Source organism: Desulfovibrio sp. (assembly GCF_047607245.1).
Taxonomy (GTDB): domain Bacteria; phylum Desulfobacterota; class Desulfovibrionia; order Desulfovibrionales; family Desulfovibrionaceae; genus Desulfovibrio.
The window spans coordinates 1-16,228 of the sequence record NZ_JASGDK010000190.1; the positions used below are offsets into that span (position 1 = coordinate 1).

The following is a 16,228-nucleotide window of genomic DNA, read 5'->3' on the forward strand; positions in this document are numbered from 1 at the left end:
CAACGACGTTGTGAACCCTGCGGCCAACAGCGCGGAGGGCACGCCCATCTACGGCATGCCCATCCTCAAGGCCGACGAGTGCAAGAACATCATTATCTGCAACTACGACGACAAGCCCGGTTATGCCGGCGTGCCCAACCCGCTGTACGAACGTGACGGCGTGATCCTCATGACGGGCGACGCGGCCAAGACCGTGGACCGTCTGGTGAGCTTTGCGCTTGGTGAAAGCTGACGAACACGTACTTTGCGCAGGCCGTTTGTGCCGTGCGCTGAACCGGGTGTCGGTCTTTCCAATATGGAAGCGGCATCCGGTTTTTCGTAGTTGCTGTCATTACGCACATTCGAGATGCAGCAACCTGGCCTCATAACAATGATGGCCGTCGCACTGTCTTGAGGAAAATTTTCAGCATTGAGGGCTGAATAGCGCAAGTATCAGTGCAGCACGCAGTAATATGCCGTGGATACAGCCGGAAGGTACATTTTCGATAGAATCCTTTGAAAAGTGAAGTATTTCAAAGCTAATCTTCTGCCACCCTGCTGAGTTCAATGCCCGCCAGCGTAAACTTCGCGGCTATTTTTACGCACACCTCCTTGAGGACCGTACCGATGAAATGCTCCAGAGCGGCAGGCGACTTTTATGAGGGGCGAAAGGGGCTCTGTGAACAGACCAAGTCTTTATTGCATCACCTTATGGAGGCTTTGTAATAATATATATTTAATTCAAATGATTGAATGCGTGGCATGTTTATTGCCTTATCAGAGACGAGAGCCTGTCAGGGCAAAGGTACCAATGGAAGGGCGGGCAGCGCAGCGCCAGCAGGGCAGCCATGAGCGTATGAAGCCCCTCCCGTGGACCAGGCAGAACATGCGAGAAATAAAGATCGTTCTGACAGGATCAAAGATTTTGTTCAGCTGAGTTGTTTCAGGGTTGTCTCATTGCCGCCAGCTCAAAATTTTTAAGGAGAGAGCATTCATGTCTGCAAAGAGTCCAAATGAATATGTCAGTGGCGATGTAAGCAATGTATGGCACCACCTTACGCTGCATCAGGGCAATGCGCCTATGATCGTTGCCGAGGGCAAGGGGCTGTACATCAAGGACATTAACGGAAAGGAATATCTGGACGCGACTTCCGGCGGGGTGTGGTGCGTCAATGTGGGCTACGGACGTGACAGGATCGCCGACGTTGTCGCTAGTCAGATGAAAAAGCTGCCTTTCTATGCGGCCAGCTGCGGTTCCCAGCCGGCTATTGATTTTTCTGAAAAACTGCTTTCACACATGCCGGGCTTTTCGCGCGTGTATATTTCAAGCAGCGGCTCCGAGGCTAACGAAAAAGCCTTCAAGATGGTGCGCCAGATTTCTCATCTCAAGCACGGCGGCAAGAAATATAAAATCATTTACCGTGACCGTGACTACCACGGCACCACTATCAGCACCCTGAGCGCCTGCGGTCAGGAAGAACGCCGCATGCAGTATGGCCCCTTTACGCCCGGCTTTGTGGAATTTCCTGCTTGTCTGGCCTACCGTTCGCCCTACCCTGAAGGCACGCAGAACCTCGGCGAAAAATTTGCCCGCGAGCTGGAAGCCGTGGTGCAAAAAGAAGATCCCGATACAGTGGGCGCGGTTATTCTGGAACCCATCACGGCTGGCGGCGGCATTATCGTGCCACCGGACGGCTATTTTGAAACCATTTCTGAAATATGCAAGAAATACGGTTTGCTTCTCATCATTGACGAAGTGGTTTGCGGCCTCGGCAGAACGGGCAAGTGGTTCGGTTATCAGCAGTTCAACGTCAAGCCCGACATTGTAACTATGGCCAAGGGCGTTGCCAGCGCTTACATGCCCATTTCCTGCACAGTGACCACAGAAGAAGTCTTTACGGCCCTGCAGGATACTACAGACAAGCTTTCCTACTTCCGCGATATCAGCACCTTTGGCGGTTGCCTTGCCGCTCCGGCTGCTGCCCTTGAAAACATTAAGATTATTGAAGAAGAAGGCCTGCTGGAGAACGTTGTGGCTATGGGAGAATACATGCAGCAGGGGCTGCAGGAATTCCTTACCCACAGCAATGTGGGTGATGTGCGGGGCAAGGGCCTCTTGCAGGGTGTTGAATTCGTTGTCGACAAGGCCTCAAAGAAGCCTCTGGAAGAAGAAAAAATTATTGCTATCTGCGGAGCCACGGCCAAACGCGGCGTGCTTGTGGGCAGAACAAACCGCAGCTTTGTCGGACGAAACAACGTAATCAATCTGGCTCCGGCCTACAGCGTTACCAAGGAACAGATCGACACCATTCTCAAGGCGCTACGCGAATCCATAACGGAAGTTCTGGGCTAAGCGCCGCAGGTATAAAGCCAGGGGGCCTGGCGTTGAAAATACCTTGCAGCCCGGCGCGGATTTCAAAAAAACGCACACCCGGGTAAGCAAAACGGGCCTGCGTTGCGGGTGCTGAACCATTAAACTGTTCGAGATTACGAGATTCCTGGGTTTTGGCTTCCGGCTGCGTGGCCATTCCTGCGGCGCCGCGGCCCGGGTTAAGGCTGCAAACGCAAGCACATTTTATGCGGAAGGGCTTCGTGTGCCCCGTTTCTGCACAAAAGCGCATGCTGCAGCCGGAGGCCAATTACTGCACCAGCGTAAGCTGAACGCCCAAAGGGGCCGCCTGTTGAAACCTTCCGCAGGCGGTCCTTTTTTGTATTCCTGAGCCATTTTTGCATTGGGCTGCAGGCTATATACCCGGCAATGTAAATCCCGGCCGCGCAGGGTGCGAAAAACGCCCGTTCTATTCGCTTTTTTTCTTTTCCGTAACGGGAATCTGAAGCTGCTTGGCCTTGCGTACCACCGTGGACTGGCTAATCCCCAGCCTCGCTGCTGCTTTGTAGGTGCTGCCGGTGTCTGCCAAAGCTTCGCTGATGAGGGTGCGCTCCAGATTTTCAATGGCTTCTTTGAAGGAAAGCGCTTCTTCCGGCAAATCCGGCAAAGATTCGTCCTCTTCTTTTTTCAGCACATCGCCAAGCAGGTAGGAGGGCAGGTCGCGCATGGAAATAACGCTGCCCTCGGTCATGGCCGCAAGAAACTCCACCGCCGCGCGCAGTTCGCGTACATTGCCCGGCCACGAATGCTTGCCAAAGCAGTCTATGACTCGCGGCGAGAATGTCTTCATGGTGTTGTAGCGGGTGCAGGCCTTGTCCAGAAAAAACATCATAAGGGCAGGTATGTCTTCGGGATGTTCCCGCAGCGGGGGCATGCAGATGCTCAGCACGCGCAGGCGGTAGTATAGGTCGGCTCTGAATCTGCCGCTGCTGACGAGCTGTTCCAGAGGTCTGTTGGTGGCTGCGATGATGCGCACATCCACCCGAAGTTCCTTTTCGCCGCCTATTTTGCGAAATCCTTGGCCGTCCAGCACATGCAGGATTTTCGCCTGCATGCTCAGGGGCAGCTCGCCGATTTCGTCCAGCAGCAGGGTGCCTTTGTCAGCCAGTTCAAAATAGCCCTTTTTTCCGGTTCTGTTGGCTCCGGTAAAGGCCCCTTTTTCATAGCCGAACAATTCTGACTCGATCAGGGTTGAGGGAATGGCGGCGCAGTTGACGGAAATGAAAGGGCCGTTGGAGCGGGGGCTTTTCTGATGAATATAGGAGGCCGCGTAGGTTTTTCCCGTGCCGGTTTCGCCAAGAATCAGAATGCCTGAAGGCGCTCTGGCGGCTTTTTCCAGTTCAACCATGCAGCGGCGCATGAGCTTGCTGGTGGCTATAAGTTTTTTCTCACTGTTCTGGGGCAGGGCAACCGCCTCTTCCTGCCGTAAAAAAGCGGTGCGCTCGGCGTCAGCCAGGCGTTTTTGCAGGCTTTCAAGCTCGGTGATGTCCCGAATGCAGGCCACAACCCGCCATATGTCGCCCTTTTTGTCAAAGATGGGGGTGCTGGTATTAAGGCAGCGGGTTCCGTTGGGATAGTCATCAAACCGCGTGATGATTCGCTTCTGTTCCAGAGCCTCAAGGGTTACAGCGGCGGAAAATTTGCCTTCAAGCAGGGGGACGGAAACGGACTTTCCAATCATTTCTTCGGGTTCAATATTGGCGATGCGTTTCAGGGCCTTGTTGACGTGCAGGGTTGTGCCATTGCCGTCGATGATCCACAGCCCGTCGTGCATTGAATCCGTGATGGCATACAGCTCCTGGCTGATAAGGTGCAGGTGCGCCTCTTCTTCAGCGGCCTGAACTTCATGCAGTAAAACGAATCTCCGTCTGCCGGGGCCATGCTGCGAATGCCCGTTGCCCAGCCATTTCCAGCCAAGGGTCCAGCTGCCAGAGGCCAGCAGAATTCCCATGCGCGTGTCCGGGCTGCTTTCACGCACCCTGTTCACCAGCGCATCGCCGCCATTTTGCCGCAGCAGGTCCAGAAATGACCGGGTACGGCCGAGCTGTGGCGCAGTGTCCTTTATGGAAGAGCCTGGCGAACTGCTGAATCGTTGTGCAAGAAGGCGGAAGGAGTGGTTACATGCCTCTACAGTCCATTCTTCGCCCTGGCAGATCACGGCGCATGTATTGGCAGGCATGAGGTTAAGGAGGTCCATTAGGCCGAATATAGATTTGTCCATATGGCATTCCTTTTAATTTCAAAGACAGCCAATTCAATGCTGCATCGGCACTTGGGAAAAATATACTTTATAAGGCAGTATTGCATTAGCACCATACATAGTACAAGTCAAGAATGTTAATGTTTAAGATGTGTTAACTTGCTTAACCATCTGGAACGCTTCTTGTAATACTCAGGTACAAGCTTCAACTGCAAACGGGCTGGCCCCTGTTGGCGCGACTGGATACGGTAACTGGTATTGCAAGCGGTGGGCCATGTGTGAGCACAAAAATTGTACGGCAGCGGCAACGAACACCTATCATGCACTTGTATTGGAGGATAAAATGCCCAAAATGACGCCCAGTGAGGCCATGACAGAAGTTCTGGTTCAGGAAGGAGTAAATCATGTCAGCGGTATTCTCGGCTCCGCGTTTATGGACATGCTGGACCTGTTCCCCGCAGCCGGGATTGATTTTATTTCGGTGCGGCATGAGCAGACCGCCGGACATATGGAAGACGCCTACAGCCGCCTTACCGGGAGGGCTGGCGTAGTTATCGGGCAGAACGGCCCCGGCATCACAAACTACGTGACGGCTGTTGCCACGGCCAATATGGCGCATTCGCCCATGGTGGTTCTTTCACCCAGCGCGGGCAGCATTTCCGTGGGTTGGGACGGCTTTCAGGAATGTGACACGTGGAATCTGTTCAAGCCCATTACCAAGGCCTCGTTGCGCGTGCCGCATCCCAAGCGCGCCGCTGACATCGTGCGCACGGCCTTCCGCATTGCCTATGCCGAGCGCGGCCCTGTTCTTGTGGACATTCCCCGTGACTATTTTTACGGCGAGCTTGAAGAAGACATCCTGCATCCCTCACAGTACCGGGTGGCCCCCGGCGGCATCGGCAATCCCGAGCATTTCGCCGCTGCCGTGGAAGTGTTGAAAAACGCCAAGAACCCCGTAATCATCTCCGGCCGTGGTGTGGTGGATTCCGGTTGCATTGAAACCATCAAAGCTATGGCCGAGTATCTGGGCGCGCCCGTGGCGACCACCTATCTGCACAATGACGCCTTCCCCTGCGATCATCCGCTGTGGACGGGTCCCATAGGCTATATGGGCTCCAAGGCAGCTATGCGCATTTTGCAGAAGGCTGACGTCATCTTGGCCGTGGGCACCAGACTGTCCTACTTTGGCACCCTGCCGCAGTACGACATCAATTACTTCCCCAAGACCGCCAAGATTGTGCAGATCGACATCAACCCCCGCCACATCGCCAAAACGCATCCCGTGGCCGTGGGGCTGTGCGCCGACGCCAAGGATGCCGCCGAGGAACTGTTCGCGCGGATGCGTCAGGCCGTGCCCGCCAAGACGGACCTGACCCATGTGCACAATATGGTGAAGGAAGAGCTGAATGGCTGGTATCAGGAGATAGCCCTTATCGCCGACGAACCCGTGGAGCCCGGGCGCATGCATCCGCGCAAGGCACTGGAAGTGGTGGGCAAGTTCATTACAGACAACGACGCCATTGCCACCACAGACATCGGCAATACGTCTTCCACTGCCAACAGTTACCTGCGCTTCAAAAATCCCAAGCGCCATGTGGCCACACTGACCTTCGGCAACACGGGTTTTGCCTATCAGGCGGCTCTGGGCGCTCAGCTGGCCTGCCCCGAAGATCTGACGGTAGCCATTGTTGGCGACGGCGCGTGGGGCATGAGCCTTTTTGAAGTGCCCACCGCCTGCCAGTACAACCTGCCCGTCATCGCCACGGTATATAACAACGGGGCATGGTGCGCTGAAAAGAAGAACCAGGTGGACTTCTACAACAACCGCTTTGTGGGCGCGGACATCTGGTCCAAGTCCTACGCAAAGATTGCCGAAGCTATGGGGGCGGACGGGTACACGGTCAACACGCAGAAGGATCTGGCCGAGGCTCTTGAAGCGGCCAAAAAGAACAGACGTCCCGCAGTTATCGAAGTCATGACTGACGGCACACGGCTTGCGCCGCCTTTCCGCAAGGATGCGCTGGCCTTACCGACCAGGTTCCTGCCTAAGTACGAGCATCTCGACAAGGCGAACTTCAAATAAAGCGAAAAAGGGCGCGTCCGGGTAAAACCGGGCGCGCCCTTTCGGTCACGGAGGCAACTGTCGCGCGTTACGCCCGAATGGTCAAAGAAGACGGCCCACTGATGCGGTGCACCAAGTTTCAGCCAAAGGCAGGTTTTGAGTTTCGAACATCAGATTGAACAGATGAGCCGCAGAGCAGGCGCGTTTTAAGGCCAGGCGGGCAGCCGCGTACTTTCAATTCAAAGGAGTTCGTTAGTGTCAGTAAAAACTCCACAGAAAATTCAGGTCCGCAACCTGACAAAGCGGTTCGGCAGCCTGACGGTTCTCGACAGGATCAACTTCAGTGTGGCCAAGGGAGAGATGATCGCCATTGTCGGGCCTACCGGGTGCGGCAAGACCACCTTTCTCAACATGCTTTCAAAGCTCATGCCCGCCACTGAAGGCAATATCCTTATTGACGGAGAAGAAGCCAACCCGCGCACGCACAATATTTCCTACGTCTTTCAGGAACCGACCTGTCTGCCCTGGCGCACCGTGCGGGAAAACGTGGCTTACGGCATGGAGATCAAGGGGGTACCGCACAGCGAGCGCATGAAGCGTAGCAACGCCATTATGGAGCTGGTGGGGCTTTCAAGCTGTGCGAACCTGTACCCCAATCAGGTTTCTGCCAGCATGATACAGCGTATCGCCGTGTCCCGAGCCTTTGCCGTCCAGCCGGACCTCTTGCTTATGGACGAGCCGTACGGACAGCTTGACGTCAAACTGCGCTACTACCTTGAAGACGAACTGGTCAATCTGTGGCGCACGCTCCACAGCACCATCCTTTTTGTCACGCACAATATCGAAGAGGCCGTTTATGTGGCTGACCGTATTCTTGTGCTCTCCAATAAGCCCACGACCATAAAGGCTGAAATACATGTGGATATTGAGCGACCGCGCAAGCTGACGGATCCGCGCTTTGTAGAGCTGCGCAAGCAGGTGACCGAACTGATCCGCTGGTGGTAGCCATCAAGGCTTCGGAACCATCGAAGGAGACTACCGCATGGCTTATCAAGAAGTAAAAGTAAGGCAACCTCTGCTACTTACCATATTGCCCGTTCTGAGTCTGGTTTCGTTTTTCCTCGGTTGGCAGGCTCTGGTTACGTACGGGATTATTCCTAATGAATTGCTGGCCTCGCCCACGCAGGTGTTTCAGGCTTTTCTGGACAAATTGCACGATCCCATGCCTGACGGCGCGGTGCTTGCCACGCATATATGGACGAGTATCAAAGAGGCCTTTACGGGGTATACCCTTTCTTTGCTGGTGGGCATACCTCTGGGTTTGGCAATGGGCTGGTTCAAGATTGTGGAAGGCCTTGTGCGGCCCATATTTGAGCTGATACGGCCCATTCCCCCCATTGCGTGGATTCCTCTGACCGTTTTTTGGTTTGGCATCGACCTCACAGGCAAGGTGTTCATCATCTGGATTGCGGGCATAGTGCCTTGCGTCATCAACTCCTACGTGGGCGTGCGCATGACCAATCCCGCCCTGATCCAGATGGCGCGCACCTACGGGGCCAATGACTGGCAAATATTCAAGGGCCTGTGCATTCCTTCGGCCCTGCCTATGGTGTTCGGCGCGTTGCAGATTGCCCTGGCGTACTGCTGGACAAACCTTGTGGGCGCGGAACTTTTGGCCGCTGACTCGGGCCTTGGCTACCTCATCACAATGGGCGGACGCCTTATCCGTCCCGACATCGTGCTGCTCGGCATGATTTGCGTGGGCCTGTCCGGCGCCTTCATCGGCGTCATCATCGACTATATCGAAAAGACGCTGCTGGCTGGCATCAGGAGGTAGACATGAGCTCGCATATTGCCAATGAAACCGTGGGCGAAATCAAGGAATCGCGGCCACTGAGCGCCATGCTCATTCTTACCAATATCTATTTTTTATATGGTGTATCCCTGCTGGCCTTCTTCATCATCTGGGACCGCGTGGCGGCCGCAAAGGTTTTTGACGATTCGCTTGCCCGGCCCTGGGAAGTGGTCATGCAGATCAAGATGCTGACAACTATGAAATTTGGCGGCACCAATTTGTGGGGACACATATGGGCCAGCACGCTGCGCGTGCTTCTGGGCTTCAGCCTGGCCGCTGTTGTGGCCGTGCCTCTGGGGCTGTTCATGGCCCTGAACAAGTATGTTAACGCCATTGTCAAACCCCTGTTTGACCTGCTTAAGCCCATGCCGCCCATAGCCTGGGTGTCACTGGCAATTTTGTGGTTCGGCGTGGGCGAGTTTGCCAAGGTTTTCATTATTATCCTCGGCACTTTCGTGCCCTGTCTGCTCAATTCCTACAACGGCATCCGCCTGGTTGAGCCCGAGCTTTACGATGTGGTTCGCGTACTGGGCGGCAACAGGAAGGACGAGATTTTTCAGGTGTCCTTTCCCGCATCGTTTCCCTCAGTGTTTGCCGGATTGCAGATATCTATGAGTATCGCCTGGACGTGCGTGCTGGCGGCGGAACTTATGAACGCCCGTGACGGCATTGGTTTTCTCATCAAGCGTGGCATGGATACGCACCAGCCTGCCCTGGTGTTGAGCGGCATGGTTCTGATTGCCGCTTCGGCATGGTGCACCTCCCAGGTTCTGACCCTGATGGAACGCAAGTTCTGCCCCTGGCAGCGCAGCATTGATAACCTGTGATGCCTGTTGGCAGCGAAATTGAGGGATATGGCATGGAAAAACTCATCAAGATCGAATGCAACGATATCAGCAAGACCTTCATTCAGAAGGGCAAGGTTGAGGTGCCTGTCATAAAGGACGTGAACCTGGCCGTGCATGAAAACGAGTTTCTGGTCATTCTTGGCCCTGGCCAGTGCGGCAAATCGACGCTTTTGCGCATCATTGCCGGGCTTGAAGTGCCGGACAAGGGGTTTGTGACCATGCCCGACGGTCCCATTGTGGGGCCGGGACCAGACAGAGGCCTGGTTTTTCAGGGCTATATGCTTTTTGCCTGGGAAACCGTGTTCGGCAATGTGGAAATGGGCCTCAAACTGCGCAAGGTGCCCAAGGCGGAACGGCGTGAAATAGCCACACACTATATTAACATGGTTGGCCTTACAGGTTTTGAAAACCACTACCCGCATCAGCTCTCAGGGGGCATGAAGCAACGGGTGGGCATTGCGCGCGCTTACGCCAACAGTCCACAGGTCATGTTGCTGGACGAACCTTTCGGCCAGCTGGATGCCCAGACCCGTATGTTCATGCAGCAGGAAATAACGCGCATATGGGAAAAGGAAAGACGCACCATCATTTTCGTGACCAACAACATTGATGAAGCTCTTTTTCTGGGGGACCGCATCATCCTTATGGAAGGCAAGCTGCCGGGAACCATCAAGGAAGAATTTGTGGTGGATATGCCCAGACCCCGAGAGCACACGGATATGGAGCTTCTTCATATGCGCGAGGTCATCACTGACCGTACGGAGCTGGTTCTGTAGACCGGAAAACCCGTCGGGCACCGCGCGGCAATTCTGCGCGGACAATACGTTCATGAACCTCTCCGGGATTCCGGCGGGGCGCACATTGTGGGGGGATTATGGATACAGCAACATCACACGCGCTCATGCTTACTGCCGCAGCCATCGCCATATGGCATCTGTGCAAGGCGCTGCTTTCACGGGCAACAGAGCGCAAGGCGGAGTGTAGGGGCGGGCAAGCCGATGAACCTCTGTCTGCTGGTGATCTGGAAGCTAAACTGAAGGAAATGTACGCCATCAGAGCGCGGTACCGCCTTGGCACGATTGCGTGCTGCCTGCTGGCTCTGGCGGTGTATTTTTCCGGCGGGCACAGGCTGTTGTTGCTGGGGCCGCTGCTGGCCGCCTGCTGGTGCCAGTACGGCATTTACAAACACAGAACCATAGGCCGCCTGACTGAACTCATGCAGCAGCGGCTGGGGAGGGCAAGCCTCGAAGGGGTCATTCAAAACAGACAACCCTAACGGTTCAGAGTTCTGTCATCCGAGAAACCGTACCTTTCTTACACGCCTGGAGGTTTTTATGAAAAAGTTTTTTCTTCTGGCTGCCGTTCTGACTGCGGTTATGTTGTTGGGCGTCACCCTCTGCATGGCGCAAAATCCGGTCAAACTACGTTCAGCCTGGATGGATGAGCACGAAACATTTCTTGTCTGGTACGCGCATGAAAAAGGCTGGGACAAGGAAGAAGGCATTGACCTTGACCTTCTGTATTTTGACTCCGGCATGGCCCAACTCAATGCCTTGCCCGCGGGTGAGTGGGTGCTTTGCGGCACAGGCGCGGTACCGGCCATGATGGGCAACCTGCGGTACAACACCTATGTCATTGGCATCGGCAATGACGAATCAACCACCAATGCCGTCATGGTGCGGCCCGACAGCCCCATACTCAAAACCAAGGGCTATAACCCGAAATACCCTGAAGTTTACGGCCACCCTGATGATGTCCGCGGTAAAACCATTCTTGCCACCACGGTATCTTCTTCGCACTTTGCTCTCAGCCACTGGCTGCGCGTGTTGGGCCTCAAGGACAGCGACGTGACCATCAAGAATATGGATCAGGCGCAAGCTCTGGGTGCGTTCAGCACCGGCATTGGCGACGTTGTTTCCCTGTGGGCTCCCCATATGTACGTGGGTGAAGAAAAGGGCTGGAAGATTGCGGGAACTCCCCAGGCCTGCGGCGTCGGCTTGCCCATCAGCCTTATTGCCGACCAGAAATGGGCAGACGAAAATCCTGAACTGGTGGCCAAGTTCCTGCGCGTGTATCTGCGTGCGGTCAACATGATTCAGGACCAGATGAAAAAAGACCCCAAGGCGCTTGTGCCGGAATACAAGCGGTTCTTCCTTGAATGGGCTGGCAAGAACTATTCTGACGAGATGGCCCTGAAGGATCTGCAAACACATCCAGTATTTAATTTTGAAGAACAAATAGAGCTTTTTGATACCAGCAAGGGCCAGAGCACCGCACAGAAGTGGCATGCCGACGTGGCTTCGTTCTTTGCGGAAGTTGGCCGCATTACCAAGGATGACCTCAAAAAGGTCGGTGACGGCAAGTACGCCACAGACAAATTTTTAAAGAAGGTAAAGACCCCCATTCCTGCCAACTAATCTGGCTGTCGCCCGCTCTGCAATCTGGGTGGAGCGGGCGACCTGCGCAAACACGGCGGCCACATCTTCCAGGCACAAGGTTTACTTACGCTCGGGAGGGCGACATGACGCAGATAACCATCAGAAACTATATTAACGGCCAGTGGCAGGAGGAAGCGGGAGCGCCCACAGTGCCCCTGTACAATCCTTCTACCGGCGAACAGATCTCGCAGGTTCCCCAGTCCGGCCCGGAGGCCTCAAAAATGGCTGTGGATACGGCAGCCGCAGCTTATCCCGGCTGGCGCAGGCTCTCTATCGGCAAGCGCGTGGCCTTTATTTACAAAATGCGCGAAGCCATGCTGCAACGAAAAGAAGAACTGGCCCAGGCCATTGCGCTGGATCAGGCCAAGCATATTTCCGAAGCCAGAGGCGAAGTGCAGCGCGTTGTGGAAATTATGGAGGCCGCGGCTTGCGCTCCGGCCATGATGCAGGGGCAGACCCTGGACTACATTGCAGCCAACATCAGCGGCAAAGTCGTCCGTGAACCACTGGGTGTTTTTGGCGGCGTGGCCCCCTTCAATTTTCCCGCACTGGTTTTCGGCTGGTTCGTGCCCTATGCCATTGTGGCGGGGAACACCTTTGTGTTCAAACCTTCAACACAGTCACCATGTTTCATGCAGATAATGGGTGAGATATTTACGGAAATCGGGCTTCCACCCGGCGTGGTCAACATCATTCACGGCAACAGAGACATCCCTGGCGCATGGTATGACGATCCGCGTATTTCCGGCATATGCCTGGTGGGTTCAACGCCCACTGCGCAAAAGATGGCCGAGGGCTGCGCCCGGCTGTGCAAGAGGTCCATGCTGCTTGGCGGCGCAAAGAATATGCTTGTGGTGATGGAAGATGCGGATTTGAAGGTTTTTCGCGAGAACTATCTGAACTCCTGCTACGGTTCAGCCGGGCAGCGGTGTCTGGCTGGTTCTCTGGTGGCTGCAGTGCCCGAAATTTACGACAAGGTTGTTGAGGTTATGGTGGAAGCGGCCTCAACCATCAAGGTGGGCGACGCCTTTGATCCTGATGTTTATATGGGGCCGCTGATTTCCCGCAAGGCAGTGGACTTTGTGAATCAGTCTCTGGAGGCCGCGCTGGCGCATGGCCAGGGGTGCGCGCTGGCTCTGGATCGCCGCCAACTGGACCTGCCGGAAAAGAACAAGAGCGGCTTTTTTGTGGGGCCCGTTATCGTCAGGGATCTCACGCCCTGCAACCCCCTGTTCACCACTGAAGTCTTCGGCCCCATTGTGGGCACCATCAAGATAGCGGATATGGACGACGCGCTTGATCTCATCCGCAAGTCTGAATTCGGCAACGGGGCCTGCATATTCACCCAAAGCCAGTTCTATGCTGAAAAATTCAGCCGTGAGGCAGATGTGGGCATGGTGGGCGTTAATGTGGGCATCTGCGCGCCGCACCCCTATATACCCTTTGGGGGCATCAAGGGCTCGCTGCTTGGCGTCAACAAGGTACAGGGCCGTGAAGGCTTCGACTTTTTTACCCAGAACAAAGTTACAACCATACGTACCATTGATCCCCATGCCCACGAGCATGGCGGAGCACCCGCCAGCAAGTTCGTGCGATCTTGCGTAGCTTCGTAAGCTACTGGCGTCGTTCCTCCTCCAGAAGGCCGGCCCCTTTTCACGCGGGGGGCTGGCCTCGTGCGTGTTCTGGATGGGAAACTTCAGGCAGAATTCACCTTAAGAATGCGCTGATGGTATATAGGCGGCTGGTTACAAAAACAGAACGGGCATTGACCAATAAAGAGCGCAGCCTCTGTAACAAATACGAAGGCTGCGCTCTTTATTTATATGCCTATGCAGCTGGCCTGTGAACTCGCATACGGAATTTTATTTCGGCGCTTTTCAGAAGCGCAGCCAGAGCGTTGTAACTTTGAAAAAGTCAATCTGCTCAGAGGGCCAGTCCTGAGAGCAGGGCTATTGCACGCGCTTGAGCACCAGCTGGTCGAGTTTGCCGTCAGTTTTACCGTCATTTTTAAGAATGACAGTGTTCGGGTCCTTGAGAACAAAGTTGAGTGTGTTGCCGTTGTCGTTCTTGAGGGTGAGGGTGTCTCCCTTGTCGGATACGACGGTAAACCCGCCAGTATAGGCTATATTGCCCAATGCAAAGGCAATGGTTTTGTTTCTGGCGTCAACATCCAGACGGAAACTTTGTACAATGCCTTCAAGCATCTTGGTTACAAAAGGAATTTCGGCAAAGTCTTTCTGCACTTCCGGGCTGGCCAGAGCCACTGTGGCGGTGGGATCTCCCTGCCACTTGCCGTCGAGTTTTTCGAGGTTGCTGCCGCAACCGGCCAAAAGCAGAAATATAAAAAGCCATGCAAATTTTTTCATAGCAGCTCCTTTAGCAGCGGGCTATTGGCCCGTACGCTTTTTGGCGTTCAGCTCCATCGTGATGCAGCTGTGCATGATCATGTAACTCTCTTGGCCCGTCTGCGCCACTTCGGTGCAGTGCCGCAGGGTGTTTTCCGGTACATCCGTCATGCTGGCAATGGCAGTTTTGGCTTCGTGCTCGCCATCAACGCAGCCCGATTCAATAACATGGCTGCCCTGTGCAACTTGCTTGCAGTAAGCCTCAATATCAAAATCAGGCACAGCGCCTGTCGTCTTTTTATTAGTGCCCATTTTTTTTGGGCCATCCGTCGCAGCCGCGTATCCCGACAGCAGACCCGCCATCATGCCCGCCTGCGCCGGGGAAAGTTCCTGCCCCTGCTTCTGGTACTCTGACGCCATCCAGGCGGTCAACTCCTTTGCCTCATCCTCAGTCAGCGGGCAGGGGGGCAAACCTTCCTTATTCTGAGCCTGAAAGGCCCACATACCTGCGGTCAATTTGCGGAGGCTGTCCTGTGGGTCTGCCAGTGCCGGGCTGCATACAAGCGCGACCAATATTGCGGCAAACGCGCCAAGGCGTAATTTTTGCACGTTATCCTCCAGTGCCTTTTGCAAAAAATGCTAGCGTCAATCGGCCTGAATAGCCAGCAGAGCCGTTGGCCCTCAGAGCCGAGTTGTCCGTCAAAGCTTCACAGTATCTGGTCTTCTTAAAGTAATATCGCTTGTCAGGAAAAGCGCCAAGTTCAGGAAGGCTCTAAAAAAGAGCTCATAGGGGTATGTGTTGCGCGGAGTCTGGATCTGCGGTGGAGGGGGGGGATCAGAGCTGCTAATGAAGCTTTACCCATTGGTGTGGTGCTGCAAAAATAATCTGAATAACCGATAAGTTTATGCAGAACATTCCCCTGTGGGGTAATGTTCTGTAAATATTTAAGCTTGATAGAAGTAAAATACCTGTTAGGGTTTTTAATGCAATCAAAAAATGTCGACTGGCATTTTGGGAGAAAATTCTTGCGGGGACTTTGTTATGCCTAATGCTGATTCTTACAGTTATGCCGGACCACTTGCCGCCGTATTGGCCACCATTCTTTGGGGCGGCTCCTATGTGGCGATGAAGTTTGCCCTACAGGTCTTTCACCCTATGACCATGATTTTTTTGCTTCTGGTTGTATCATCCATTACTTTTTTGGTGTTTTTGCCATCCATGCTGAAGAAGCAGCAGTACTCCAGGGGAGACTGGCGCATTTTTTTGATTCTGGCGCTTTGTGAGCCCTGCATGTATTTTATTTTTGAAGGCTACGCCCTTAAATATACATCCGCTTCGCAAGCGGGAATGCTCAGCGCCACGCTGCCGATTTTTGTTGGCGCTTTTGGCTATTTGATATTGAAGGAAAAGATCAGTCTTACGGCCTGGGCTGGCTGTCTGATTGGGATTTGCGGGGCGATCTGGCTGAGTTTGGGAGCAGTTGCCAACGAACACGCGCCTGATCCCTTGCTCGGAAATTTCTTGCAGGTCAGCGGTATGGCCTTTGCCGCTCTGTGCGCAATTTGCGTACGGCGGCTTTCGCGCGGATATACGCCTTTGTTTATCACCGCGCTGCAATCTTGGGCTGGGGTGCTCTTTTTCGCTCCGGTGTTGGTTATTCCGGGCATGGGTCTGCCGGAAGGCGGGGGTACTTTTCTGGCCTGGAGCAGCATCGTCTATCTGGGGCTAGGAGTATCGTTTGGAGCGTATTCGCTGTATAATTTCAGCATCAGCCGCATGCCCGCAGCCAGGGCCAGCATGTTTATGAATCTGATTCCGGTGTTTACGCTTATTTTCGGTATGATTATACTGGGCGAGCGGCTCACAGTGGAGCAGTGCTTTGCTTCCGCGTTGGTATTGGGCGGGGTGGCTGTAAGCCAGAAAACGTAGCTGGCGGTGTGGGCGGCTCAAGGGGCTGAAGCTTGCTGTGGCGATGGGGCTGATCGCCGGTCACTGTAACAAATTTTTAGGGGCTGTCCTGGACGATTTACATTATCTAGGACAGCCCCTTTTTTAGTTTGCAGATTCCAGAGTACGAGCTCTTGCAGGCAGGCGTGCGCATGTTGCTGAAC

General features: G+C 54.4%; 14 protein-coding genes. 11 read left to right on the forward strand and 3 right to left on the reverse strand.

Going from position 1 to position 16,228, the window contains the following annotated elements:
• Together QM579_RS13745 and QM579_RS13750 are read left to right on the forward strand one after the other, a co-directional pair.
• Positions 1-232, forward strand: a 232-nt coding sequence (locus QM579_RS13745; protein WP_414999693.1) for an NAD(P)(+) transhydrogenase (Re/Si-specific) subunit beta, incomplete at its 5' end; no start/stop codon positions are given.
• Between the two features lie 741 nt (positions 233-973).
• Complete coding sequence (locus QM579_RS13750) at positions 974-2,332, forward strand: aspartate aminotransferase family protein (protein WP_414999694.1); 1,359 nt, start codon at positions 974-976, stop codon at positions 2,330-2,332.
• Positions 2,333-2,777: 445 nt separating this feature from the next.
• On the opposite strand, the gene QM579_RS13755 is transcribed toward QM579_RS13750, so the two are convergent.
• Positions 2,778-4,589 (reverse strand): sigma-54 interaction domain-containing protein, encoded by a 1,812-nt coding sequence (locus tag QM579_RS13755; RefSeq protein WP_414999695.1) that lies wholly within the window; start codon positions 4,587-4,589, stop codon positions 2,778-2,780.
• Between the two features lie 322 nt (positions 4,590-4,911).
• Between QM579_RS13755 and xsc the strand changes: the two genes are divergently transcribed.
• From xsc to QM579_RS13795, 8 genes are all read left to right on the forward strand, one after another.
• The gene (xsc, locus tag QM579_RS13760; protein ID WP_414999696.1) at positions 4,912-6,651 is read left to right on the forward strand and encodes a sulfoacetaldehyde acetyltransferase; all 1,740 of its coding nucleotides are present in this window, start codon (positions 4,912-4,914) and stop codon (positions 6,649-6,651) included.
• A gap of 234 nt (positions 6,652-6,885) precedes the next feature.
• Positions 6,886-7,635, forward strand: coding sequence for an ABC transporter ATP-binding protein (locus QM579_RS13765; RefSeq protein ID WP_414999697.1), 750 nt, complete (start codon positions 6,886-6,888; stop codon positions 7,633-7,635).
• 37 nt (positions 7,636-7,672) lie between these two features.
• Entirely contained in the window at positions 7,673-8,467 is a 795-nt protein-coding gene (locus QM579_RS13770) for an ABC transporter permease (RefSeq protein WP_414999698.1), read from the forward strand.
• A gap of 2 nt (positions 8,468-8,469) precedes the next feature.
• Entirely contained in the window at positions 8,470-9,312 is an 843-nt protein-coding gene (locus QM579_RS13775) for an ABC transporter permease (protein ID WP_414999699.1), read from the forward strand.
• Between the two features lie 32 nt (positions 9,313-9,344).
• Entirely contained in the window at positions 9,345-10,109 is a 765-nt protein-coding gene (locus tag QM579_RS13780; RefSeq protein ID WP_414999700.1) for an ABC transporter ATP-binding protein, read from the forward strand.
• 98 nt (positions 10,110-10,207) lie between these two features.
• Positions 10,208-10,609: a hypothetical protein gene (locus QM579_RS13785; protein WP_414999701.1), complete on the forward strand. Its 402-nt coding sequence runs from the start codon at positions 10,208-10,210 to the stop codon at positions 10,607-10,609.
• 58 nt (positions 10,610-10,667) lie between these two features.
• On the forward strand, positions 10,668-11,750 hold the full coding sequence (locus QM579_RS13790; RefSeq protein WP_414999702.1) for an ABC transporter substrate-binding protein: 1,083 nt from the start codon (positions 10,668-10,670) through the stop codon (positions 11,748-11,750).
• A 104-nt stretch (positions 11,751-11,854) separates the two neighbouring features.
• The gene (locus QM579_RS13795) at positions 11,855-13,384 is read left to right on the forward strand and encodes an aldehyde dehydrogenase family protein (RefSeq protein ID WP_414999703.1); all 1,530 of its coding nucleotides are present in this window, start codon (positions 11,855-11,857) and stop codon (positions 13,382-13,384) included.
• A 336-nt stretch (positions 13,385-13,720) separates the two neighbouring features.
• Here the strand turns inward: QM579_RS13795 and QM579_RS13800 are convergent, their stop codons facing one another.
• Both QM579_RS13800 and QM579_RS13805 read right to left on the reverse strand, forming a co-directional pair.
• Positions 13,721-14,137, reverse strand: coding sequence for a hypothetical protein (locus tag QM579_RS13800; RefSeq protein WP_414999704.1), 417 nt, complete (start codon positions 14,135-14,137; stop codon positions 13,721-13,723).
• Positions 14,138-14,158: 21 nt separating this feature from the next.
• Positions 14,159-14,725, reverse strand: a complete 567-nt coding sequence (locus QM579_RS13805; protein ID WP_414999705.1) for a hypothetical protein — start codon at positions 14,723-14,725, stop codon at positions 14,159-14,161.
• Positions 14,726-15,158: 433 nt separating this feature from the next.
• Here QM579_RS13805 and QM579_RS13810 point away from each other — a divergent pair, with 433 nt between their 5' ends.
• Positions 15,159-16,046 carry a DMT family transporter gene (locus tag QM579_RS13810; protein WP_414999706.1) on the forward strand — a complete coding sequence of 296 codons (888 nt, stop codon included), beginning with the start codon at positions 15,159-15,161 and terminating at the stop codon, positions 16,044-16,046.
• Positions 16,047-16,228: the final 182 nt, after the last annotated feature.

Bases quoted from the DNA above. Each gene is read 5' to 3' on its own strand.
- QM579_RS13785 (WP_414999701.1), top strand. From the start codon at position 10,208: ATGGATACAGCAACATCACACGCGCTCATGCTTACTGCCGCAGCCATC.
- QM579_RS13810 (WP_414999706.1), top strand. From the start codon at position 15,159: ATGCCTAATGCTGATTCTTACAGTTATGCCGGACCACTTGCCGCCGTA.
- QM579_RS13790 (WP_414999702.1), top strand. From the start codon at position 10,668: ATGAAAAAGTTTTTTCTTCTGGCTGCCGTTCTGACTGCGGTTATGTTG.
- QM579_RS13795 (WP_414999703.1), top strand. From the start codon at position 11,855: ATGACGCAGATAACCATCAGAAACTATATTAACGGCCAGTGGCAGGAG.
- QM579_RS13775 (WP_414999699.1), top strand. From the start codon at position 8,470: ATGAGCTCGCATATTGCCAATGAAACCGTGGGCGAAATCAAGGAATCG.
- QM579_RS13780 (WP_414999700.1), top strand. From the start codon at position 9,345: ATGGAAAAACTCATCAAGATCGAATGCAACGATATCAGCAAGACCTTC.
- QM579_RS13770 (WP_414999698.1), top strand. From the start codon at position 7,673: ATGGCTTATCAAGAAGTAAAAGTAAGGCAACCTCTGCTACTTACCATA.
- xsc (WP_414999696.1), top strand. From the start codon at position 4,912: ATGCCCAAAATGACGCCCAGTGAGGCCATGACAGAAGTTCTGGTTCAG.
- QM579_RS13750 (WP_414999694.1), top strand. From the start codon at position 974: ATGTCTGCAAAGAGTCCAAATGAATATGTCAGTGGCGATGTAAGCAAT.
- QM579_RS13800 (WP_414999704.1), bottom strand. From the start codon at position 14,137: ATGAAAAAATTTGCATGGCTTTTTATATTTCTGCTTTTGGCCGGTTGC.
- QM579_RS13755 (WP_414999695.1), bottom strand. From the start codon at position 4,589: ATGGACAAATCTATATTCGGCCTAATGGACCTCCTTAACCTCATGCCT.